The sequence below is a fragment of the Sphingomonas sp. 8AM genome (genome assembly GCF_902506455.1).
Taxonomy (GTDB): domain Bacteria; phylum Pseudomonadota; class Alphaproteobacteria; order Sphingomonadales; family Sphingomonadaceae; genus Sphingomonas.
Genome location: NZ_LR733844.1, coordinates 1,003,029 through 1,024,748, shown reverse-complemented (window position 1 = coordinate 1,024,748; position 21,720 = coordinate 1,003,029). Strand labels below are relative to the sequence as shown.

Annotated in this window: 15 protein-coding genes; 5 read left to right on the top strand and 10 right to left on the bottom strand. The window is 68.2% G+C overall.

Annotated elements, in window-relative coordinates:
* Nucleotides 1-169: 169 nt before the first annotated feature.
* Nucleotides 170-2,986, bottom strand: a complete 2,817-nt coding sequence (locus BACI71_RS05125; RefSeq protein ID WP_159755907.1) for a TonB-dependent receptor — start codon at nt 2,984-2,986, stop codon at nt 170-172.
* An 863-nt stretch (nt 2,987-3,849) separates the two neighbouring features.
* On the bottom strand, nt 3,850-5,949 hold the full coding sequence (locus tag BACI71_RS05120; RefSeq protein ID WP_443018450.1) for a malate synthase G: 2,100 nt from the start codon (nt 5,947-5,949) through the stop codon (nt 3,850-3,852).
* An 83-nt stretch (nt 5,950-6,032) separates the two neighbouring features.
* Between BACI71_RS05120 and BACI71_RS05115 the strand changes: the two genes are divergently transcribed.
* The gene (locus BACI71_RS05115; RefSeq protein WP_159755901.1) at nt 6,033-6,977 is read left to right on the top strand and encodes a LysR family transcriptional regulator; all 945 of its coding nucleotides are present in this window, start codon (nt 6,033-6,035) and stop codon (nt 6,975-6,977) included.
* On the opposite strand, the gene BACI71_RS05110 is transcribed toward BACI71_RS05115, so the two are convergent.
* On the bottom strand, nt 6,915-9,530 hold the full coding sequence (locus tag BACI71_RS05110) for a PAS domain-containing protein (protein WP_159755898.1): 2,616 nt from the start codon (nt 9,528-9,530) through the stop codon (nt 6,915-6,917). The genes BACI71_RS05115 and BACI71_RS05110 overlap by 63 nt on opposite strands.
* A gap of 137 nt (nt 9,531-9,667) precedes the next feature.
* On the opposite strand from BACI71_RS05110, the gene BACI71_RS05105 reads away from it, so the two are divergent.
* Complete coding sequence (locus BACI71_RS05105) at nt 9,668-10,345, top strand: response regulator transcription factor (protein WP_159755895.1); 678 nt, start codon at nt 9,668-9,670, stop codon at nt 10,343-10,345.
* Nucleotide 10,346: 1 nt separating this feature from the next.
* Nucleotides 10,347-11,684 (top strand): sensor histidine kinase, encoded by a 1,338-nt coding sequence (locus BACI71_RS05100; protein ID WP_159755891.1) that lies wholly within the window; start codon nt 10,347-10,349, stop codon nt 11,682-11,684.
* 127 nt (nt 11,685-11,811) lie between these two features.
* On the opposite strand, the gene BACI71_RS05095 is transcribed toward BACI71_RS05100, so the two are convergent.
* From BACI71_RS05095 to hflK, 5 genes are all read right to left on the bottom strand, one after another.
* Complete coding sequence (locus BACI71_RS05095) at nt 11,812-12,477, bottom strand: epoxyqueuosine reductase QueH (RefSeq protein ID WP_159755888.1); 666 nt, start codon at nt 12,475-12,477, stop codon at nt 11,812-11,814.
* Nucleotides 12,478-12,713: 236 nt separating this feature from the next.
* Nucleotides 12,714-14,351, bottom strand: a complete 1,638-nt coding sequence (locus tag BACI71_RS05090) for a helicase HerA-like domain-containing protein (protein ID WP_159755885.1) — start codon at nt 14,349-14,351, stop codon at nt 12,714-12,716.
* Nucleotides 14,352-14,427: 76 nt separating this feature from the next.
* Nucleotides 14,428-15,969, bottom strand: coding sequence for a Do family serine endopeptidase (locus BACI71_RS05085; protein WP_159760879.1), 1,542 nt, complete (start codon nt 15,967-15,969; stop codon nt 14,428-14,430).
* A gap of 109 nt (nt 15,970-16,078) precedes the next feature.
* Nucleotides 16,079-16,954: a protease modulator HflC gene (gene hflC / locus BACI71_RS05080; protein WP_159755882.1), complete on the bottom strand. Its 876-nt coding sequence runs from the start codon at nt 16,952-16,954 to the stop codon at nt 16,079-16,081.
* A complete protein-coding gene (gene hflK / locus BACI71_RS05075) occupies nt 16,954-18,060 on the bottom strand; it encodes a protease modulator HflK (protein ID WP_159755879.1) in 1,107 nt (368 codons plus the stop codon). The genes hflC and hflK overlap by 1 nt, the downstream gene beginning before the upstream one ends.
* Before the next feature lie 72 nt (nt 18,061-18,132).
* On the opposite strand from hflK, the gene BACI71_RS05070 reads away from it, so the two are divergent.
* Nucleotides 18,133-19,077, top strand: a complete 945-nt coding sequence (locus BACI71_RS05070) for an Mrp/NBP35 family ATP-binding protein (RefSeq protein ID WP_159755876.1) — start codon at nt 18,133-18,135, stop codon at nt 19,075-19,077.
* A 524-nt stretch (nt 19,078-19,601) separates the two neighbouring features.
* Here the strand turns inward: BACI71_RS05070 and BACI71_RS05065 are convergent.
* Entirely contained in the window at nt 19,602-20,303 is a 702-nt protein-coding gene (locus BACI71_RS05065; protein ID WP_159755873.1) for a c-type cytochrome, read from the bottom strand.
* Nucleotides 20,304-20,403: 100 nt separating this feature from the next.
* Between BACI71_RS05065 and BACI71_RS05060 the strand changes: the two genes are divergently transcribed.
* Nucleotides 20,404-21,294 carry a prephenate dehydratase gene (locus BACI71_RS05060; protein WP_159755870.1) on the top strand — a complete coding sequence of 297 codons (891 nt, stop codon included), beginning with the start codon at nt 20,404-20,406 and terminating at the stop codon, nt 21,292-21,294.
* Between the two features lie 99 nt (nt 21,295-21,393).
* On the opposite strand, the gene BACI71_RS05055 is transcribed toward BACI71_RS05060, so the two are convergent.
* On the bottom strand, nt 21,394-21,600 hold the full coding sequence (locus BACI71_RS05055; protein WP_159755867.1) for a hypothetical protein: 207 nt from the start codon (nt 21,598-21,600) through the stop codon (nt 21,394-21,396).
* Nucleotides 21,601-21,720: the final 120 nt, after the last annotated feature.

Genomic DNA, 21,720 nt, shown 5'->3' with positions numbered 1-21,720 from the left:
CTTCGTCGTGCGGGTGGGCTGACACAGCAGCCGGGCAGCATGTGTCTGATGTTTCGACAAACGAAACAGTCATGGACCCCTGCCTGCGCAGGGGAGACGGTCTTTGTGGCGGGTCGACGATGTCCCGGCCACGGGTGTCGCCCCTGCCCTCGCAGGGCCGATAGTTGGCTCAGAGGCGGAAGCGGACGCCGAGCGAGTAATAGCGCCCTTCCTCGCGGACATCGACCGGATAGCCGGCGTCGGCGGCGAAGTTGCGATAGTTGCGCCACGGCTGCGCGAGGATGTTGCTGACGTCGGCGGTCAGCGTGATGTTCTCGAACGGCGTGTAGGACGCCGAGAAGTCGAGCCGCGAGATCGGCCGCACCGTCACACCCGCGAACTGCGCCTCGCCGGGATTGCGGGTAAAGCTGTCGACGAATTCCGAGCGGCGATTGTACGACAGCCGCGCCGAGATCGGCCCCTTTTCGTAGAAGCCGGTGGCATTGTACGTCCACTTCGACACGCCGGTGATCGGCACGACCGGCGCCGCCTCACCCAGCGTCGACGGCAACTGGTTGGTGCCGTCGAGATAGGTGACGTTGAGCTGCGTCCCGAAACCGCTGAGCAGGCCGGGCAGGAAGTCGAAGAAGGTCTGGAAGTTCGCCTCGGCGCCCTTGATGCGGCCCGAGCCCGCGTTTTCGGGACGCGAGACTTGCAGGCGGCCGTAGGTCGGGTCCTGCACGATCGTGCTATAGGTGCTGATGAAGCCGAACAGGTCGCGGTAGAAGACCGAGGCGGTGAACGATCCGGTCGGCGCGAAATACCATTCCAGCGTCGCGTCCCAGTTGTTCGACGTCAGCGGCACCAGATCGGGGTTGCCGCCACTGCCGCTCGCATCGAACGCGCCGCCGGTTACGGTGCTGCGGGTGATGTTGAACGCCGGGTTCAGCTGGCTGAAGTTCGGGCGGGTGCGCGTCTCGGTATAGGCGAGGCGCGCCTGCAACTTCGGCGTGAACTTCAGTCGCGCGCCGAACGACGGCAGCACGTCGACGTAATTCTGGCGGTTCACCTGCGGCACGAACGAGATGACATCGTCGGTGTTGAGCCGCGTTACGCCACGATAGGTGCCGTCGTTGTTGACGACGCGAACGCCCGCGGTGCCGTCAACCTCAATTCCGGCGATCGTAAAGTCGTAGCGTGCCATTGCATAAGCCGCATACGTGCTCTCCTGCGCGCTGAACCCGCCGTCCTCGCGCAATGCGATCTCTTCCTGGCCGAAGCGGGCGACGCTGTCGCGCAGGTCGACGTTGTTGGGATCGCGCGCGATCAATCGCGGGCCGACCGAATAGGTCAGCGCGCGCAGCGCATCGAAATTGGAGCGGATCGCGGAGCGCGACGGCATCAGCCAGTTGCGGAACTGCGCCGCCGGCTGGCGGAAGCCGTCCTCGACCTTCTCCAATGCGCCGGTCGGCAGGCTGGCGAGCGGGATGCCGAGTGCGTCGGTGGCGAGATAACGGTCGCCCTGTTCCAGCTTGGCGGTCCGCGACACCCAGCGGACGCCGAAGTCGAGCCGCTGGATCAGCGGCAGATCGGTGTCGAGTTGCAGGTCGGTGCGCCACTGATGTCCGGCGCCGGTGGCGTGGTACCGCTTCTGGTAGAAGCCGCGCCAGATGTAATTGTCGGGGTTCTGCGCATCGAAGCCGGGGAAGTTGAACGAGGCACCGCCGTCGCGATCGAACTCGACATCGACCTGCGGCGACGAGGCGAAGCGCGCGTCGAGACTGTATTCGAGCTGCGAATAGGTGCTGTAGGTATAGGCGTAATCGCTGCTGATCTTCGCGCGGTCGCCCTTCCATACGAAGCCGATCGCGCCCTGATAGGTGTCGGTCCGGTCGTTGAAGGTCGAGCGGAACTGCTGCGGCGCGAGCCCGCCGGTCTTGGTGAGGCTGAGCACCTTGCGCGGGTCATTCGGGTCGAGCACGACGTTGCTGAGCGTCGGGCGCGTGCCGGTCTGGCCCGGCAGCGCCAGCGTCGCGGATTCAAGCAGCGCGGTGAAGTTCTCGTTCGACTGTTCGCCGCGATACGCCTGCCACAGACCGTCGGCATAGACCTCCAGCCGGTCGCTCGGACGCCATTGCAGGCTGCCGTTGACCGAGGGACGCGTGCGGGTGCCGGTCGCGAAATAATTGCCGACCGAATTAGGGAAGCGGAAGTCGGTGCCGACGCCCGGCGTGGTGACGGTCAGATCGTCGGTCGCGTTGCCGGCGTCACCCGCTGCGGTGCGGGTCGCCTGATCGTTGAAGCGGACCGCGTTGCGATAGCGGGTGCGGGTGAGCGCAAAATTGACCAGTGCGCCGATCTCGCCGATCCCGGTATCCCAGCGATCGGTGATCAGGATGTTGCCGACCGGGTCAAGCTTGCCCGACTGGTCGTTATACGCGCCGCGGATGCCGCCCGCGATCTCGAAGCCGGTGAAATCGAACGGCCGACGCGAGCGGACGTTGACCAGCCCGGCGAGCCCCGGCTCGATCAGGTCGGCGGTGCCGGACTTGTAGACCTCGAGCGCGGCAAGCGCGCCGGCCGGGAAGTCCTGCAATGCGACGCCGCGGTTCTCGGCGGTGAAGATCTCGCGATTGTTGAAGGTGGTGCTGATGTCGCCGAGCCCGCGGATCAGCACGCTGTTCGCTTCGTCGTTCGAGCGGTTGACCTGTACGCCGGTGACGCGCGCCAGCGCTTCGGACGCGTTGTTGTCGGGCAATTTGCCGATGTCCTCGGCGACGACCGCGTCGAGGATCGACGCCGAATCGCGCTTGAGCGCCTGCGCCGAGCGGAGGCTGGCGCGCACGCCGGTGACGACGATGTCGTCGGCGGCAGGGCCGGTGGCGGCGACGGGCGTGGTCGGCGCGACCGCGCTCGCCTCTTGCGGCAGCGATACATCCTGCGCGGCGGCGAGCCCCGGCGTCAGCGCGGTTCCGGTCAGCAATGCCGTTCGGAACAGGGTTTTCAACGTCGCCTTCACTGCATCTCTCCCACGCTCCGCGATCCCGTTCGCGACGTTTATTAATCAGACATAATCCGGGGAGGATTGAAGCGTCAATATCATGGCAGTTTCATGAAAGGCGAGTTCCTGGCGCCAAGCGGCAGATTTACCACGTATTAGCAATCTGGAATAAGCGCACGGATCGAGGGCGGATCAGCCCCGATTGTCAGACAAGGACGTTGTACGCCCGTAGCGGATTGTATCGCGCGTCAATGCGGCTGACCGCGCCGATCCTGTCCAATTGTCGTCACGAACTTGATTCGTGCGCACTCTTCGAACCGCGGCGATCCGCGAAGCAGCTGCGTCCCGGATCAGGCCGGGACGATGAGGGATTGGACCTAGGGCCGATCGACATTCAGGCTGATGAGAAGGCGTAAGGGAAAAGCGTCCTCACGCGGAGGCGCGGAGGGCGCAGAGATGTTGCGCGCGCCGCAGCTGGAGCGATTTGGAACGACAGGATTACGCGTGCTCCGCACGGTACGGCTCTACGTCCTCCGCGCCCCCGCGTGATCCAACCCTGCTTCTGACGCCCAACTTGCTGCCGTCGAATGTCGATCAGCCCCAGAGCGGTTCCCGACCGATCTGCATCATCGTGACGGGACCGGTTTTGGTTCGAGGCAAGGAGTGAGGAGGGAGCGGGGCTATGCCCCCGTGACTGACGAGCGACGCCGCCACGGGCAACATCGGCCCGCCCCGACGGGGTTGCGTCAGGAAGGTCGCTGGACGTCATCGCGACGCTTGCAGGGGCATACCAGCCCCTGCTTCGCCCCACTCTTGGCCAACAACCCTCCTGACGCCATCACGATGATACAGGTCGAACGGAAACCGCCCTATTCGGCTAACTTGGCGCGGCGGCGATAGCGGTGGAGCAGCGGCTCGGTATAGCCGTTCGGTTGCGACCGCCCCTCGAAGACAAGCGCCTGCGCCGCCTGCATCGCCAGACTGTCGGGCGTAAGCGACCGGTAGCCGGGATCGGCGGCGTTCTGCGCGTCGACCCGCGCCGCCATGCGCGCGAACGCCGCCTCGACCTGCGCGCGGGTGGCGACGCCGTGATGCAGCCAGTTGGCGAGATGCTGCGACGAAATGCGGAGCGTCGCGCGATCCTCCATCAATCCGACATCGTGGATGTCGGGCACCTTTGAGCAGCCGACTCCCTGATCGATCCAGCGCACGACATAACCGAGGATGCCCTGCGCATTGTTGTCCAGCTCGTCGGCAATCTCCTGCGCCGACCAGTTCTGCCCGGCGGCGAGCGGAAGCGTCAGCAGTGCGTCGAGCGGCGCGACCGGCTCGGCCGCGCGTGCTGCCTGCCGCGCGGCCACCGCGACCTGGTGATAATGCGTGGCATGGAGCGTTGCGGCGGTCGGTGACGGTACCCAGGCGGTGGTCGCCCCGGCGATCGGATGCGCGACCTTTTGTTCGAGCATGTCGCGCATCCGGTCGGGCGCGGTCCACATCCCCTTGCCGATCTGCGCACGCCCCGCAAAGCCGCACGCCAGCCCGATCTGGACATTGCGATCCTCATAGGCGGCGATCCACGCCGTGTCTTTCATCTGCGCCTTGCGAACCATCGCCCCGGCCTGCATCGAGGTATGGAGCTCGTCGCCGGTGCGATCGAGAAAGCCGGTGTTGATGAAGACGATGCGCTCGCGCACCGCGTGGATACAGGCGGCGAGATTGGCGCTGGTGCGGCGTTCCTCGTCCATCACCCCGACCTTGATGGTGTGCCGCGCCAGCCCGAGCAGATCCTCGACCGCATCGAACAGCCGGTCGGTGAACGCCGCCTCGTCGGGGCCGTGCAGCTTCGGCTTGACGATATAGATCGCGCCGGCGCGCGAGTTGCGACGCGCGCCGCGCAGATCGTGGAGCGCAATCAGGCTGGTGACGACCGCATCGAGAATGCCTTCGGGCGCCTCGCTGCCGTCCGCAAGCAACAGCGCGGGGGTGGTCATCAGATTTCCGACGTTGCGGACGAACAACAGGCTGCGGCCCGGCAGCGTGAACCGCGCGCCGTCGGGCGCGACATAGGCGCGATCGGGGTTGAGGCGACGGGTGACGCGGCGGCCATGCTTGTCGAACGTTGCTTGCAGATCGCCGCGCATCAGCCCGAGCCAGTTGGCATAGGCCGCCACCTTGTCGGCAGCATCGACCGCGGCAACCGAATCCTCGAGATCGCAGATCGTGGTCAGCGCAGCTTCGAGAAGCACGTCGGCCAACCCGGCGCGGTCGTGGCAACCGATCGCGTGCGTGCGGTCGATGACCAGTTCGATGTGCAGCCCGTGACGGCGCAGCAGCCAGTTGTCGCCGGCTCGCCCGGCAAGCTGCGACGGCTCGGCGAGTGCGGGCATGCCCCCCGCCCAGTCGCGCCAGCTGCCCTGCGCCAGCGGCACCGCTTCGTCGAGGAACGCGCGCGCCCATTCGATTACCTTTGCGCCGCGCGCCGGATCGTAGCCCGGACCGGCGGGCGTGCCGGGCAGCGCGTCGGTGCCGTACAGTGCATCGTAGAGGCTCCCCCACCGCGCATTGGCGGCATTGAGCAGGAAGCGCGCGTTGAGGATCGGGACGACCAGTTGTGGCCCCGGGATGCGGGCCACCTCGTCGTCGACGGCCCCGGGCGCGATCGTGAACGGTGCGGGCTCGGCGACCAGATAGCCGATCTCACGCAGAAATGCCTGGTAGCCGGCGGCGTCGTGCGGCTGCCCTCCGCGGTCGCGGTGCCACGCGTCGATCTGCGCCTGCAACGCATCGCGGCGGCGCAGCAGCGCGGCGTTGTCGGGAGCGAAGCGCGCATAAAGGGCGGCCAGTCCGCGCCAGAAAGCGTCGGCGGCCATGCCGGTGCCGGGTAGCGCACGCGCTTCCATAAAGGTCGCGAGCGCCGTGGCGACCTGCAGGCCGGCGCGGTTCTCATACTGCTCGGTCATCAGCGACATCCTCCTGGCCGACAGCCATAAGCGGCTTGCGATCCTGTCGGTAGGCGGCAAAGGTTCCACACACCTTTTCCGTGAGGGAACGAATGCTCGACCCCGATTATGTGCTGTTCGCGCAGGTGATCGAGGCCGGCAGCCTGTCCGCGGCGGCACGCGCGCTCGGCATCTCGCCCGCGATGGCGTCGAAGCGGCTGGCGCGGCTGGAGGCACGGCTCGGCGTGCGGCTGATCCAGCGCACGACGCGGCGGCTGGCGGTGACCGACGCCGGCGAGCGCTTCCACGCCGATGTCGTCGGGATCCTGCGCGACGTCGCTGCGGCAGAGGCGCGCGTCGCCGGGCTGCGCGACGAACCGGCCGGCGCGCTGCGCGTCTCCGCGCCGACCTCGTTCGGGCGGCTGCACATCGCCCCGCGGCTGCACGACTTTCTTCGCGTCGCGCCGGGCGTGTCGCTGGAGCTGCTCCTCGACGATGCCAATGTCGATCTGGTCGCCGCGCGCGTTGATGTCGCGGTGCGGATCGCGCGTGAGATCCCGCCCGGCCTCACCGCGCACCGGCTGGCCGACAGCCCACGCCTGCTGTGCGCCGCACCGACCTATCTTGCCGATTATGGCACGCCGCGCACGCCGGCGGAGCTGACCCGGCATCGGCTGCTCGCCGCTGACGGCCAGTCGCCGTGGCGACTGGTCAATGGCCGCCGCAGCGTCGCGATCGACGTGCAGAGCCACGTCCGGACCAATTCGAGCGAGATCGTCCGCGAGCTCGCGTTGTCCGGGGTCGGGATCGCGCTGCGTTCGCTGTGGGATGTCGGCGAGGCGCTGGCGGCGGGACGGCTCGTGCCGGTGCTGCCGGACTGGCAGGGCCCGTCCGATCTCGCGATCCACGCGCTTCATCCGCGCGCGCCGGCGGTGCCGGCGGCGGTGACCGCGTTTATCGGCTTCCTGCGCCGGACGCTCGATCCCGCACCGTGGTCAGTCGCCGGCGCGACGCGAGATCGGGATAGCGATCCGACAGCGAACGCCATCGGCGCCTAGCGCGAACGAGGTTCGAGCGCCGAGCTGATAGGGCAGCGCGTGTTCGATCAGCTCGCGCCCGTCGCCCGACCCGAGCGGTGCGCTCCCCGCCGGGGGCATCGTCACGCCCGTCTCGTGCCAGTCGATATGCAGCCACGGCGTCTCGTCCACGCCGGCCACGACCTCCCAGGCGATCGCCAGCCGCCCGCCCGCCGCGCCAAGCGCGCCATATTTGACCGCATTGGTCGCCAGTTCGTGAAGTGCCATCGCCAGCGTCTGCACCGTCGAGGAGCGCAGTCGCACCCCCTTGGGCCCGATCAGCGTCACCGCTGCCGCCTCACCGTCGAGCGCGGCCATCTCGGCCTCGAGCAGATTGTCGAAGGTGACGCGATCGTCGTCGGACAATCGCGACAGCAGGCCCTGCACACGGACCAGCGCCTGCAACCGGTCGCCGAACCGCGCGTGAAACTCGGGCAGGTCGCGGCTCGATCGTGCGCTTTTGTCGGCGAGCGCGCGGACCACCCCGATCAGGTTGCGGGTGCGGTGCTGCAGTTCCGCGATCAACACCTGTTGCCGCTCCGCCCAGACGCGCCGCTCCGTGACGTCGATGATCGCGCCGACCATCCGCACCGGCTGCCCGGCGTCGTCGAAGAAGAAGCGCCCGCGCGCCGAATGCCAGTGGATCGCGCCATCGGGGTGGACCACCCGGAATTCCTGCGCATAGGAGCGTCCACCCGCCATTGCCGCGGCCATCAGCGTCTCGGCCTCGGCGCGGTCGTCGGGGTGGAGGCGTGCCAGCCACGCGGCATAGCTTGGCTCGACCGAGCCGACCGGATAGCCTTGGAGCAGGAAATGCTCGGCAGACCAATGGACCTCGTCGGTAGCGACGTTCCAGTCCCACAGCCCGATCCCGCCGACCTCGACCGCGCTGCGCAATCGCTCCTCGCTGCGCGTCAGCGCCGCACGCGCCTGCCGCGAGGCGGTGACGTCGGACGTAATGCCGCCGATCAGCGTCACGCGGCCGTCGGCGTCGCGGATCGGGAATTTGGTGGTGCGCAGCCAGCGCGTCTCACCGTCGCCCGCGTAGCGGATGCGGTAATCGACGGTGACATGCTCCCCGTCCCGCACCCGCGCGATCGCCGCCTCCACCGCGGCGCGGTCCTCCGGCAGGATCAGCGCCAGCCAGTTGCGGTAATGATCCCCGCTTAGCACCAGCCGCCGCGGCCGCCCGTAGATCGTCCGGAACGCCGGCGTGACGTAGCGCCAGCGCAACGTCTGCGCGTCGCGGATCCACAAGGCGTCGCGCGAGGCGTCGCCGAACAGCCGCAGCAGCTCCTCGCGCTCGCGCAGCCGCTCGGTCGCCTCGCGCTGCCCGGTCACGTCGAAGACCACACCGTGGACGATGCGCGTGTCCGGCCCGTCCGCGCGTCCGCGCCAGCGTAGCCAGCACCCGGCGGTGGCGCCAGCGACGATCGCCAGCTCGCCGTCGAACTCCTCGCCCGGTGTGATGCGCTGCGTGACGAAGCGGTTGACCGTGTCGCGTCCCTGTGGCGACAGCCGGTCGAGGAAGTCGGCAGCCGGGCGCGGCTCGTCACCGGGTGGCATGCCCAGCAGCGCGAAGAAGCGCGCGTCGCCGCGCACCTCGCGCGTGGCGAGATCGACCCGCCACGCTCCCATTCCGCCGCCGTCGAGCGCGATCCGCCGCAACTCCTCGCTGCGCCGCACGACCTCGTCGGCGGTGCGGCGCGCGGTGACGTCGATCCCGGTCCCGAACCATTCGGTGACCCGCCCGCTGGCGTCGAGCACCGGCAATGCGCGCGACGCTACCCAGCCGACCGTACCGTTCGCACAGCGGACCCGGTGCTCCAGCTCGAACATCCCCGGTCCGTCCAGCGCGACCGCCACCGCCGCGAAGACGGCGCCACGATCCTCGTCCGGGATGAAGCGCCCGACCCAGTCGTCGACCGGCACGGACACGTCGGGCAGCATCCCGCGCCCTTCGAGCCGCAGCAGGAAGCGCCAGTCGGCACTCATCCGGAACAGCATGTGGCTGCCGGTCGTCACCATCATCCGCAGCTGCGCCTCGCTGTCGCGCAACTGCGCGGTGGCGCGGCGGTGATCGGTCACCTCGACGAGCTGCTGCAATGCGCCGGCCACCGCTCCCCCGGCATCGCGCACCGGCATCCACGTGATGTCGAAGCTGCGCCGCTCGAAGCGCCCCGACGCGTCGCGCAGCGCGACCTCGCGCCCGGTCACCGACACCGCCTCGCCCGCCCGCACCCGTGCCAGCCGCTGCGCGACCTGCTCGTCGTAGACGTCGCTCCACCCCTCGAAGACCGGTCGGCCGAGCAGCCCGGGATGCCGGTCGCGCGCGACCTCGACATAGGCGTCGTTATAGAGTTGCAGCAACGCCTCGCCCCACAGCACCGTCGCCGGACGCGGCATCGCCAGCATCGTCTCGACCGTCGACATCAGCTCCGCCGGCCATGTCGCGATCGGGCCCAGCGCGGTGCGCGACCAGTCGAAGGCGCGAATACGCGCCGCCATGTCCCCGGTCCCGAACGGTCGCGTCATCACTGGCTTCATCCCGTCAGCACAGCGCGAACATTAAACTTTGGCAAGATAAGCCCTTGGCGCCGCAAGCATGATAGCAGTGCGTGCGCCGATCGGATAGTGTCGGCGTCTGGTCATCAACGTGGCGAACCCCGATCATGAAGCTGCTGATCGTCGAAGACGACGTCGAATATGCCGCCGCGCTCAAGGCCGAACTGGCGCAGCGCGATCATGACATCACGATTGCCGAAACGGGGCCCAGCGCATTGACCGCGATCGAGCGCGATGCCTTCGATGCGATGATCCTCGATTCGATGCTGCCGCAGCTGAACGGCGTCACGGTGGTCGAGCGGCTGCGCGACGCCGGACACAATCTGCCGGTGCTGATGCTGTCGGCGCTGGGGCGCTCGACCGAGAAGATCGGCGGGCTGACCGCGGGCGCGGACGATTATTGCGTCAAGCCGACGCCTGCCGCCGAGATCGAGGCGCGACTGAACGCCCTGTTGCGTGCGCGCGGCTGGACCGCCGCCGGCGATGCCGACATGTTGCGCGCCGGCGACATCGTCATCAGCCCCGGCCAGCACCGCGCGTGGCGCGCCGACCAGCCGCTCGACCTGACGCGGCTCGAATTCGGGCTGCTGGCCGAGCTGGTCCGACACGCCGGCAGCTACCTGACCCGCGCGATGCTGATCGAACGCGTGTGGGGCTATGATTTCGAGCCGGGCACCAACATCGTCGATGCGCAGGTGCGGCTGCTACGTCGCAAGCTGACCGCGAACGGCGGCGACGATCCGATCGCGACCAAGCGCGGTGTCGGTTACATGCTGCGCGCGTGACATGGGGTCGCTCGGGCGGCTGACCGCGCTGTTCCTCGGCGCCTTCGGTGCCGCGACCGCGCTGACCGGCTATGCCAGCTATTCGGCGTCGCGGCACACGATCGAGACACTGGTCGACCGTCGCCTCGACGAGGTGAGCCGCGCCCTGCTCGACGAGTCGCTGCGCGGCAACGCCGGCGCGATCCTCGCGCGGATATCGGCGCTGTCGACGCAGCGCGAAACCGGCGACCTGGGATTCGAGCTGGTCGACGCGCGCGGCAAGCGACTGGGCGGCAACGTGACGGTGTCCGGCCCGGTGCCGCGCGGCTTCTCGACGCTGGCCGACAGCGTGCTGCCCGGTACCGCGACGTTCCGGATGCAGCGTCGCGACGCGGGCGGCGGGTTGCAGCTGGTGACTTTGGTCGAAACCGAGCCGGTCGAGGGGTTCGCGGCGGTGTGGCTGCGCAGTTATGCGCTCGGCTTCGGGCTGATCGTCGTCATCGTCGTGGCCGGCGCGGTATCGTTCAGCACGATCGTGCGGCGACGGATCGGCGAATTGCGCCGCACCGCCGAGGCGATCATCGACGGCGACCTGACGCAGCGCGTGCCCGTGGAGCCGGGCAGCGGCGCGTTCGCGGGACAGGCGGCGACCTTCAACCGGATGCTCGACCGCATCGCGGCGCTGGTCGAGAGCCTGCGGCATGTCGGCGGCGATGTCGCGCACGACCTGCGCACCCCGCTGGCGCGACTGCGCAGCCGGCTGGCGCTGATCGTCGCCGAGACGCCGACCCCCGAGCTGGAAGCGACGCTGGAGCAATGCGACGAGCTGCTGGCAATGTTCTCGGCAATCCTGCGCATCTCCGAGGTCGAGGGCGGCGAGCGGCGGACGGCGTTCCAGCCCGTGATGCTCGCGGCGGTGGCGAGTGATGTGACCGAGACGCTGGCGGCGACGGCGGCGGACAGCGGACACGTTCTGACGATCGGGCCGCTGGAGGGGGGCGTGATCGAGGGCGATCGCCAGTTGCTGACGCAGGCGGCGCTCAATCTGGTCGGCAACGCGCTGACGCACAGCCCGCCCGGGTCGCGCGTGACGGTGTCGGTGACGCGGGCAGGAACGGGGGCGGGAACGGGGGCGCAGCTGCTGCTGTCGGTCGCAGACGACGGGCCCGGCATTCCGGCGGAGGAACGCGCCACCGCCCTGCGCCGCTTCGGCCGATTGGATGCGAGCCGACACAATCCCGGTCACGGGCTGGGACTGCCGCTGGTCGAGGCGGTTGCGCGGATGCACGGCGGCACGCTGTCACTGGACGACGCCCGTCCGGGATTGCGCGCGACGTTTGCGGTGCCGGTAGCGGGGTGAAGTGATCCCGGCCCTGCCCTTGTTCGTCGCCCCGGCCTTGATCCGGGGCCCCGCTCCTTCTCTACGGTCGGAATAAGAAGCAGGATCCCCTACCACGTCCGGGATGACGGAAGGATTCAGGCCGCCCCTACTCCGCCTTCGTCTCCTCGCCGTAATACAGCTCACCCATGCGGATTTCCTCGCGTCCCTGCGACACGCGATGCGCATTGGTGTCGCGCAGCGAATAGACGCAGCCGCAATATTCCTGCTGGTAGAAATGCTCGCGCTTGGAGATCTCGATCATCCGCGCCGCGCCGCCGCCCTTGCGCCAGTTGAACGTCCAATAGGCGATATCCGGATAATGCGCTGCGGCGCGCTCACCGCAGTCGTTGATCTGCGCCATGTTCTTCCAGCGCGAGATGCCGAGCGACGAGGTGATGACCGGGAAGCCATTCTCGTATGCGTAGAGCGCGGTGCGCTCGAAGCGCATGTCGAAGCACATCGTGCAGCGCAGCCCGCGCTCGGGCTCGAACTCCATCCCGCGTGCGCGCTTGAACCAGTTGACCGTGTCGTAATCGGCATCGACGAACGGGATGTCGTGCTTCTCGGCGAAGCGGATATTCTCCTCCTTGCGAAGGATATATTCTTCCTTGGGATGGATGTTCGGATTGTAGAAGAAGATCGTATAGTCGATCCCGCTCGCGGTCATCGCCTCCATCACCTCGCCGGAGCACGGCGCGCAACAGGAATGAAGCAGCACTTTCTTCTGCCCGTCGGGCGGGGTGAGCAGCGGGCGGTCGTAGTCGGTCGTCATGCGCGCCGCTTTAGCCGAAAATGCGCGGGCGGTCACGGTCGCTCGTCCCGTCATTGCGAGCGCAGCGAAGCAATCCAGGGCCGGATCAGGACGCTCTGGATTGCTTCGCTACGCTCGCAATGACGACCATGGCTGTCCCATTATCGTCGCCCGGAACCTGATCCGGGGCCCCGCTTCTTCGCGACCGGTGTAAAAGCGGGATCCCGGATCAAGTCCGGGATGACGGCAGAAACGCCCTACCGGCGCATCAGCCCGCCGAGGACGCCGCGCACCACCTGCCCCAGCAAACCGCCGCCGCTGCTCCCGCGCCGCGAGCCGCCGAATACCGCCTTGGTCACCTCGTTCGCCACCGCGCGCCCGACCGCCGACGACGCCGACCGCGAGGCGGAGGTCATCGCGCGGTTCCATGGATCGTTCGCCGCGTCGCGTTCGGTGACACGGCGCGCACGCTCTTCCTCGCGTGCGACACGATCCGCCTCGCGCGCCGTGCGCGCATCCTCCTTCGCCTGCATCGCCGCCGCCTTCTCGGCATCGGTCGCCGCGCGCGCGGCGGCAGCAGCCGCGGCCGCCTCCTGCGTCTTGGCGCTGAGCAGTTCCTCCGCCGATTCACGATCGACCAATGTGTCGTATTTCGTGCCGATCGCATCGGTCTGGATCAGCACGCGGCGCTCGTCGGGCGTGACCGGGCCGACGCGACTCGACGGCGGACGGATCAGCGTGCGCTGCACCGGCGACGGCGCACCATCGGGCTGGAGGAGCGACACCAGCGCCTCGCCGGTCCGCAGCTCGGTGATCGCGGTCGCGACGTCGACGCCGGGGTTGGCGCGGAACGTCTCGGCGGCGGCCTGCACCGCCTTGCGATCACGCGGAGTGAAGGCGTTCAGCTTGTGCTGGACGCGGTTGCCGAGCTGCCCGGCGACGCTGTCGGGCACGTCGATCGGGTTCTGGGTGATGAAATAGACCCCGACGCCTTTGGAGCGGATCAGTCGTACGACCTGCTCGATCCGGTCCATCAACGCCGGCGGCGCTTCGTCGAACAGCAGATGCGCCTCGTCGAAGAAGAAGCACAATTTCGGCTTGTCGGCGTCACCGATCTCCGGGAGGAACTCGAACATCTCGCCGAGCAGCCACAGCAGGAACGTCGAATAGAGCTGCGGCGAGGCCATCAATTTGTCGGCGGCGAGGATGTTGACCAGCCCGCGTCCCTTGTCGTCGGTGCCGAACAGATCGGTGAGCGCCAGCGCCGGCTCGCCGAAGAAATGCTCGGCACCCTGCGCGCGCAATTGCAGCAGCACGCGCTGGATCGCGCCGACGGATTGCTTCGAGACATTGCCGTAGCGGGTAGTGAGTTCCTCGGCGCGCTCGGCGCAATGCGCGAGCATCGCCTGCAGATCGTCGAGGTCGAGCAGCAACAGCCCTTCCGCGTCGGCGACATGGAAGGCGATCGTCAGCACGCCTTCCTGCACCGCGTTCAGCCCCATCAGCCGCGCGAGCAGCAGCGGCCCCATCTCGCTGATCGTGGTCCGGACCGGATGGCCCTGTTCGCCGAACAGGTCCCAGAATTGCACGGGTGTGTCGGCATACTTCCAGTCGGTCGCCCCGATCTCCGCGGCGCGCGCGGCAAAGGCGGCGTGCGTCCTGGCGGTCGCCGCGCCGGGCATTGCCAGACCCGACAGATCGCCTTTCACGTCGGCGAGGAAGCACGCGACCCCGGCGTTAGAGAAACCTTCGACGATCCCCTGCAAGGTCACGGTCTTGCCGGTGCCGGTCGCGCCCGCGATCAACCCGTGGCGGTTGGCGCGCGCCAGCTCGAGCCGCTGCGGATCGGCCCCGCCTTCGCCTGCGCCGATCAATATGCTGCCGCCGTCCGCCACGCTCTCTCTCCCAAGCAAAAGGGCCGCCGCATCATGCGATGCGACGACCCTTTTGACTAGCGCAGGTTGGTCCCGCTTACTTGATCTTCACCGCGATGAAGCCGCTGGCCTGGCGACCGCGGGTCAGGTTGAGCAGCACCGACGGACGACCGGCCGCCTTGGCCGCCGCGACGATCCGCGCGACATCGGCCCCGGTGCGCACCGGCTGCGAATTGACCGACGAGATCACGTCGCCACGCTTCAGCTTCTGCCCGGCGTCGGTCGACGGATCGACGCCCGCAACGACGACGCCCTGCACGGTCGAGTCGACCCCGATCGAACGCGCGATCTGTGGGGTGAGCGGCTGGACCGAGATGCCGAGCGAGCTCGATCCCGGCGTCGCCTGCGCGCCGCTGTCGTCGTCGGGCAATCCGTCGTCGCTATCGCTGTCGCCGTTGATCGCAGCGAGCTGATCGTCACTCGGGCGCGTCGCAACCACCGCGTTCAGCGACTGGCGCTTGCCGTCGCGGATCACATCCAGCTTGATCGACGAGCCCGGCGCGGCGTTGGCGACCAGCGACGACAGCGTGCGATCCGGCGTCACGGCCTCGCCGTTGATCGCGATCACCACATCGCCCGACCGCAGCCCGGCCTTCGCGCCGGGCCCGCCCGGCTCGACGCGGCCGATGATCTCGCCCTGGTCCTTGGGCAGACCCAGAGCGCCCGCGATATCGTCGTTCACGCGCTGGATGCCGACACCCAGATAACCACGCTTGACCGCCTCGCCCTTCATCAGCGTGGCGAGGATCGGCCTGGCCTCGCTTGCAGGAATGGCAAAGCCGATGCCGATGTTGCCTCCCGACTGCGAATAGATCTGGCTGTTGATGCCGATCACTTCACCGTTCAGGTTGAACATCGGGCCACCCGAATTGCCCTGGTTGATCGCGGCATCGGTCTGGATGAACGTATCGAACGGACCCGGCTGGCCCGTCGAACGATGCACTGCCGAGACGATGCCCGCGGTAACGGTGCCGCCGAGCCCGAACGGCTGACCGATCGCCACCACCCAGTCGCCGACCCGGGCGCGCGTCGAGTCGCCCAGCTTCACGAACGGCAGCGGGGTCGGCGAGGTGATCTTGAGCACCGCGAGATCCGAGGTCGGATCGCGGCCGATCAGCTTCGCCTTATATTCCTTGCGATCCTGCAGCGTGACGGTGATCGACTCGACCGTCGCGCCCTTCGCCGCGGGCGCAATGACGTGGTTGTTGGTGACGACATAGCCATCGGCCGAGATCAAGAAGCCCGAGCCCAGCGACTGACCTTCGCGCGTGACCGGAGCACCGCCGCCGCCACCGCCGCCGCCGAACTGGCCGAAGAGGTCGCCGAACGGCGTGCCGGCGAACGGGTTCGCCTGCTGCTGGACGGTCACCTTCTGCGTGGTGGAAATGTTGACCACCGCCGGCTGAAGCTTCGCGACCATATCGGCGAAGCTCATCGGCGCGCCGGCGCGCGGCGCGGCGGCGCTGATCGCGCCCGGCTCGTTCTGCGCGATCTGCGCGGTGGCCGGGTTCTGGAGCGCGAGCGACGCGGCCGTGCCGCCAAGCAGGAGGGCGCCGGTCAGGGCGTAAGCGTAACGCACGGTTTTCATGTCCTCTTGGTCACCCGATCCGAAAGTGATGAATACATTGCACCCTGTGCGGCAATCGCGATGAACGGCGTTTGAATATGAACGCCGCACTCATCACCGATTAACGACCGCCGCCCTCGAACGCACGAAGATAGCCATTGTTCGGGCTCATGATGATATTGGTCGAACCTTCCGGCTGCTGACCACCATCCGCCCCGAACGTGTGACGATAGCTCTGCATCGCGCGATAGAAGTCATAGAAATCAGCATCTTTGCTGAACGCCTCGGCATAGATGCGCGCGGCCTGCGCATCGGCCTCCGCGCGGACGATCTGCGCCTGCTTCTGCCCCTGCGCGCGAATCGTGTTCGCCTCCTGCTGACGCGCGGTGCGCATCCGCTGGAGTGCACTGTCGAGCGGACTGCCCTCAGGCAGATCGGCGTGCTTGATTCGCACGTCGACGATCTCCGCGCCGTACTGGCGTGCAGAACCTTGCAGCGAGTTCTGGATCGCGTCCATTACCGCGCCGCGCTCCGGGCTGAGCAGCACCGCGAACGGCACCTTGCCGAGTTCGTTGCGCAACGCCGTGCCGAGCAGCGGGCGCAATTGATCCGCGACGCGCTCCTCGGTGTTCGAGGTGCTGCCGGTCGAAGTCACCGCCTTGAGCGGATCGACGATGCGGAAGCGTGCATAGGCATCGACGTTGAGCCGCAGCTGATCGGTCGACAGCACCAGCGTGTTGTCGAGATCGGCGTCGAGCACGCGCTTGTCGACCCACACGATCTTGTCGATGAACGGCACGCGCGCGATCACGCCCGCGCCGGTATTGCCGATCATCTGGCCCGGCTGCCACTGGTTGACCAGCCGCACCGGATTGTTGAGCCGCAGGACCACCGCCTGCTGCGTCTCGGGCACGATCGCGAAGGTCGCCGCGGCGAGAATCGCCAGCACCAGCGCCAGCATCCCGATCGCGATCGGGTTACGCGTCAACTGGTTCATCAGCGCTGCCCTCCCTGCGCGGGAGCCGCGGGCGCGGTCGAGGCGCCTTGCGTCGGCTCGACCAGCTTTTTGGCGCGATCGAGCGGCAGATACGGGGTCACGCCCGGCGTTTCGACGATCGTCTTGTCGGTCTTGGCCAGCACGGCCTCCATCGTCTCATAATACATGCGGCGGCGCGTCACCTCGGGGGCAAGGCGATATTGCGCATAGACCTGGTCGAACGCCGACGCCTCGCCCTGCGCGCGCGCGATCACCTGCTGCGAATAGCTGCGCGCGTTGTTGAGGTTGCCGACCGCTTCCTGTTGCGCGGCGGTGACGGCGTTGAAGTCGTCGACCAGCGCGGCGGGCGGCGATGCCTGCTTGATCGACACGCCCTGCACGCGCACCCCGGTCTGATAGCTGTCGAGGATCTGCTGCATCGTCTGCGTCACGCGCGCCTCGATCAGCCCGCGGCCCGCGCCGATCGCATCGTTCATTCGCGTGGTGGCCAGCACCGCACGCATCGCGCTCTCGGCGGTCGCACGGACGGTTTCCTGCGGATCCTTGATCTCGAACACGTAATTGCGCGGGTCCGACACGCGCCAGCGCACCGTGTAGGCGAGGTCGATGATGTTCTGGTCACCGGTCAGCACCGTCTCCCCGCCGTCCTGCGGGAATTCGTCGGTGCGCACCTGCTCGACGTCGACCTTCGTCACGTTGACGATCGGAGCGGGCAAGGTGACGCGGATGCCCGGCTCCAGCATCCCCGAATATTTGCCGAAATAGGTAACGACCCCGCGCTGCTGCGGTCCGATCTGGTGAAAGGACGTCAGCAACAGCCACACCGCGACCAGCAACCCGACGCCGATCAGCCACAGGGTTCGCGCGGACGCGCCGAGCGGCAGCTGCGGGCGACCGCCGCCGCCCCCGCCACCACCGCCGCCGACGCGCGTCTTCTTGAGAAATTCGTCGAGCGCGGTGGGCTTCCCTGACGCGCGTCGGCCGCCCGGCGGCACCGACCACGGATTGCGCGGGCCGGCACTGTCATCGCCGCCGCCTCCCCACGGTCCATTGTTGTCGGCAGCAAGGATGATCGGGCGCCGGAGCCAGCGTCGCAGGATGGTCATGTTGGTCTTTATAGGTGCGCCGTTCACGAAAAACAGTGGCAAGCGGCCGGCACGCGCCTACGGATCGCCCGCATGGACCAGAAAGATGTGGCAGCAGCCGTCGCCGCGGTCGCCGGAACCCGCGCGACCGTGCGAATCGAGGGGCAGCGGATCGGCGTCGTGATCGACGCCGCCGGGCTCGACGCGACGGCACGCGACGCGCTTGAGGCGAGCGTACGGATGGCGGCGGCGCGCCCCGGCTATGAGGTGCGCACCGTCGTCACCGCCGAGCGCGTCGCGCGCCGGATCGTCGCGGTCGCCAGCGGCAAGGGCGGGGTCGGCAAGTCGACGCTGTCCGCCAATCTCGCGATCGCGCTTGCTCGCGCGGGTCGCCGCACCGGGCTGGTCGACGCCGATATCTACGGCCCGTCGCAGCCGCGGCTGATGGCGGTCGAGGGCACGCGACCCGAAGCGCGTGATAAAGTGTTGCTGCCGGTCGCGACGCCTTTTGGCGTATCGCTGCTGTCGATGGGGCAATTGGTCGAGCCCGGCCGCGCGATCGCGTGGCGCGGGCCAATGACCGCGGGCGCATTGGGGCAATTGATCGACGCCGACTGGGGCGCGACCGATACATTGGTGGTCGACCTGCCGCCCGGCACCGGCGACGTGCAGCTGACGATGGTGCAGAAACATCGCCCGGCCGGCGCGGTGATCGTCTCGACCCCGCAGGACCTCGCGCTGATCGATGCGCGCCGCGCGATCGACCTGTTCGAGAAGGCGGGCGTGCCGATCATCGGGCTGGTCGAGAATATGGCTGGCTATGCCTGCCCGCATTGCGGCGAGGTGTCCGACCCGTTCGGCCACGGCGGCGTGGAGGCGGCGGCGCGCGAGGCGGGGATCGCGTTTCTGGGGCGCGTGCCGCTGGACATCGCGATCCGCACGGCGTCGGACGCCGGGGAGCCGCCCGCGGCGGGGGCGGACGACCGCGTGTTCGCCCCGATCGCGGCGCAGGTCGCGGCGTGGCTGGCGGCGGGTTGATCGCACCTCACCCCTTATTTGATCGGGAGTTTCGCCTCTTTGTGCGGGCGGGCGTAGGGCCATCGACATTCAGGCTCATGGGAGGGCGCAGGAAAGGGCTTTTCACGCGGAGGCGCGGAGGACGCAGAGGTGTACCGCGTGGGGCACGCGTACCCCCGTCATTCCGGACCGTGAGAGGCTGAGCTTCTGATGCGGCGGGCACAACATCTCTGCGTGCTCCGCGCCTCCGCGTGATCCGGTTCTTCGTCTGACGCCAGCCTGCCGAAGCCGAAAGTCGATCGGCTCTAGGCGGGATCGACATTCACCGCGCACCCGCCCTCTTCCGCCATCCCGGACTTGATCCGGGATCCCGCTTTTACTGCCGATGCCGAAGAAGCGGGGCCCCGGATCAAGGCTCTCCTGAGCTTGTCGAAGGGGCCGGGGCGACGAGGTGATCGCCGTCATTGCGAACGCAGCGAAGCAATCCAGGGCCGGGTCAGGACGCCCTGGATTGCTTCGCTACGCTCGCAATGACGAGCCGGAACTTATTCCTTCGCCGGCGGCACCACGCCGAGCGCCTTGCCGTCCTTCGCAGCCGGATCGATCGACGGCGCACCCGACGCCGGCGTGCCGGTGTTGGCGAGATCGGCGGTGTCGCCCTTGGTCGCCTCGGTGACGTTCGCCACCGCGGGGTCGGTCGGCGCCGCCGCGCCCGCCGCGGGCGCGGCCGGCAGCGGCAGGTTCGAGCCCTGCTGGTTCAGATAGGCGATGACGTTCGCGCGGTCCTCGGCATTGCCGAGCCCGGCGAAGGTCATCTTCGTGCCGTTGGCGAACTTGCGCGGGCTGGTCAGCCACGCGTTCATCTTCTCGAAGTCCCAGTTGCCGCCGACGCTCTTCAGCGCGTCGGAGAAGGCGAACCCGCCCTTGCCCTGCCCGATCGGCTCGCCCAGCGTGCCGTACAGGTTCGGGCCGATGCCGTTGGCCCCGCCCTGGTTGATCGTGTGGCAGGCGGCGCACTTCTTGAAGACCTCGGCGCCCTTGGCCGGATCGGCGCTGCCGAGCAGCGACGCGATCGGCACCGCGGCCGCGGCACCGCCGCCGCCGGCCTCCTCGACACCCTCAATCGCATAGCCCGGCTTCTCGGGGCGCTCGCCGTGGAACAGCATGCCGCCCGCGATCGACAGCCCCAGAGCCGTCCCCGCCGCCGCCAGCGCCCAGCCGAAAATCGTGTTGGTCCGATCGTCCATGTCGCCGTTTCGCCCCTCTTCCTTCAGTGTTCCATAGAAAGGGCTCCCGCGCATCGCAAGCGCTTGAGCGGCGCGGCGCGCTCTTCTACGCGCTCGGGCCATGCAAAGTTACGCCGCCCCCGCCCGCCCGATCGTCGCCGCCATGGCCGCCGCCGCCGCCGCCGAGCCGGGACGGGCGGTCGCGTTTCAGGGCGCGCCGGGCGCGAACAGCCATGTCGCGGTGCAGGAAACCTTTCCCGACGCGCTGCCGCTGCCGTGCTTCAGCTTCGAGGATGCGCTGGACGCGGTGAAGAGCGGCGCGGCCGATTGCGCGATCATCCCGATCGAGAATTCGCTGCACGGCCGCGTCGCCGACATGCATTTCCTGCTCCCCGAATCCGGGCTGGTCATCACCGGCGAGCATTTCCTCGGCATCCGCCACGCACTGATCGGCTGCGGCCCGCGCGATGGCGTGCGGCAGGCGATGAGCCATCCGCAGGCGCTCGGGCAATGCCGCCACTGGCTGAAGGCGCACGGCATCGCGCCGGTCAATTATCCCGACACCGCCGGCGCGGCGGCGGTGGTCGCCGAGTTGCGCGACCCGAGCGTCGCGGCGCTCGCCCCGCCCGGGGCGGCGGCGATCTACGGGCTGGAGTTGCTGGCGACCGACATCGCCGATGCCGAGCATAACACCACGCGCTTCGTCACGCTGGCGCGCGGCGCACGGTCGTTGTCGGGCGAGGGGCCGTGGATGACGACCTTCATCTTCGCGGTGAAGAACGTCCCCGCCGCGCTCTACAAGGCGATGGGCGGGTTCGCGACCAACGGCGTCAACATGACCAAGCTGGAAAGCTATCAAACCGGCGGCAGCTTCGCGGCGACCGAATTCTACTGCGACGTCGAAGGGCGCCCCGGCGACCCGGCGTTTGACCGCGCGATGGAGGAACTGGGTTTCCACGCGAAATGGGTGCGCGTGCTGGGCACCTATGCGCAGGCTCGCAAACGCGGGTGAGCAATCGATCCGTCATCACGAGCGTGGCCGAGCAATCCAGCGCCGAATAAGGACGGCCTGAATCGCTTCGCTACGCTCGCCATGCCGCGGAGGCGTTGGTCAGATCGCCGCCGCCGAGTCGCTGATGACGCCCCACGCCGCGTAGCTCGCAGCCATGAGCGCCACCGAGCAGGTGACCCCGAACAGCACGTACCCGATGTAGTTGAGCATCGGCGGGTTCGCGCGTTCCAGCTTGCGGTTGCGCGACGCGCCCGTGAGCACGAAACTCAGCAGCATTCCATACGTTAGTGCAACAGCTTCGATCATTACCCGCCCCTCGGCTCCGGCTAGAGTTGTGCACGCCCCCCAGCGTCCGTGCGGGATTAACCATATCGGCGGTCCGTCACGAAGTCGTTAACGCGCGCCTCGCCGCTTGCCTCCCACGCT

Coding starts and splice junctions, on each gene's coding strand:
- BACI71_RS05120 (WP_443018450.1), bottom strand. CDS start 5,949: ATGTCGCTGATGACCGAGCAGTATGAGAACCGCGCCGGCCTGCAGGTC.
- BACI71_RS05115 (WP_159755901.1), top strand. CDS start 6,033: ATGCTCGACCCCGATTATGTGCTGTTCGCGCAGGTGATCGAGGCCGGC.
- BACI71_RS05110 (WP_159755898.1), bottom strand. CDS start 9,530: ATGACGCGACCGTTCGGGACCGGGGACATGGCGGCGCGTATTCGCGCC.
- BACI71_RS05105 (WP_159755895.1), top strand. CDS start 9,668: ATGAAGCTGCTGATCGTCGAAGACGACGTCGAATATGCCGCCGCGCTC.
- BACI71_RS05100 (WP_159755891.1), top strand. CDS start 10,347: ATGGGGTCGCTCGGGCGGCTGACCGCGCTGTTCCTCGGCGCCTTCGGT.
- BACI71_RS05095 (WP_159755888.1), bottom strand. CDS start 12,477: ATGACGACCGACTACGACCGCCCGCTGCTCACCCCGCCCGACGGGCAG.
- hflC (WP_159755882.1), bottom strand. CDS start 16,954: ATGAACCAGTTGACGCGTAACCCGATCGCGATCGGGATGCTGGCGCTG.
- hflK (WP_159755879.1), bottom strand. CDS start 18,060: ATGACCATCCTGCGACGCTGGCTCCGGCGCCCGATCATCCTTGCTGCC.
- BACI71_RS05070 (WP_159755876.1), top strand. CDS start 18,133: ATGGACCAGAAAGATGTGGCAGCAGCCGTCGCCGCGGTCGCCGGAACC.
- BACI71_RS05065 (WP_159755873.1), bottom strand. CDS start 20,303: ATGGACGATCGGACCAACACGATTTTCGGCTGGGCGCTGGCGGCGGCG.
- BACI71_RS05060 (WP_159755870.1), top strand. CDS start 20,404: ATGCAAAGTTACGCCGCCCCCGCCCGCCCGATCGTCGCCGCCATGGCC.
- BACI71_RS05055 (WP_159755867.1), bottom strand. CDS start 21,600: ATGATCGAAGCTGTTGCACTAACGTATGGAATGCTGCTGAGTTTCGTG.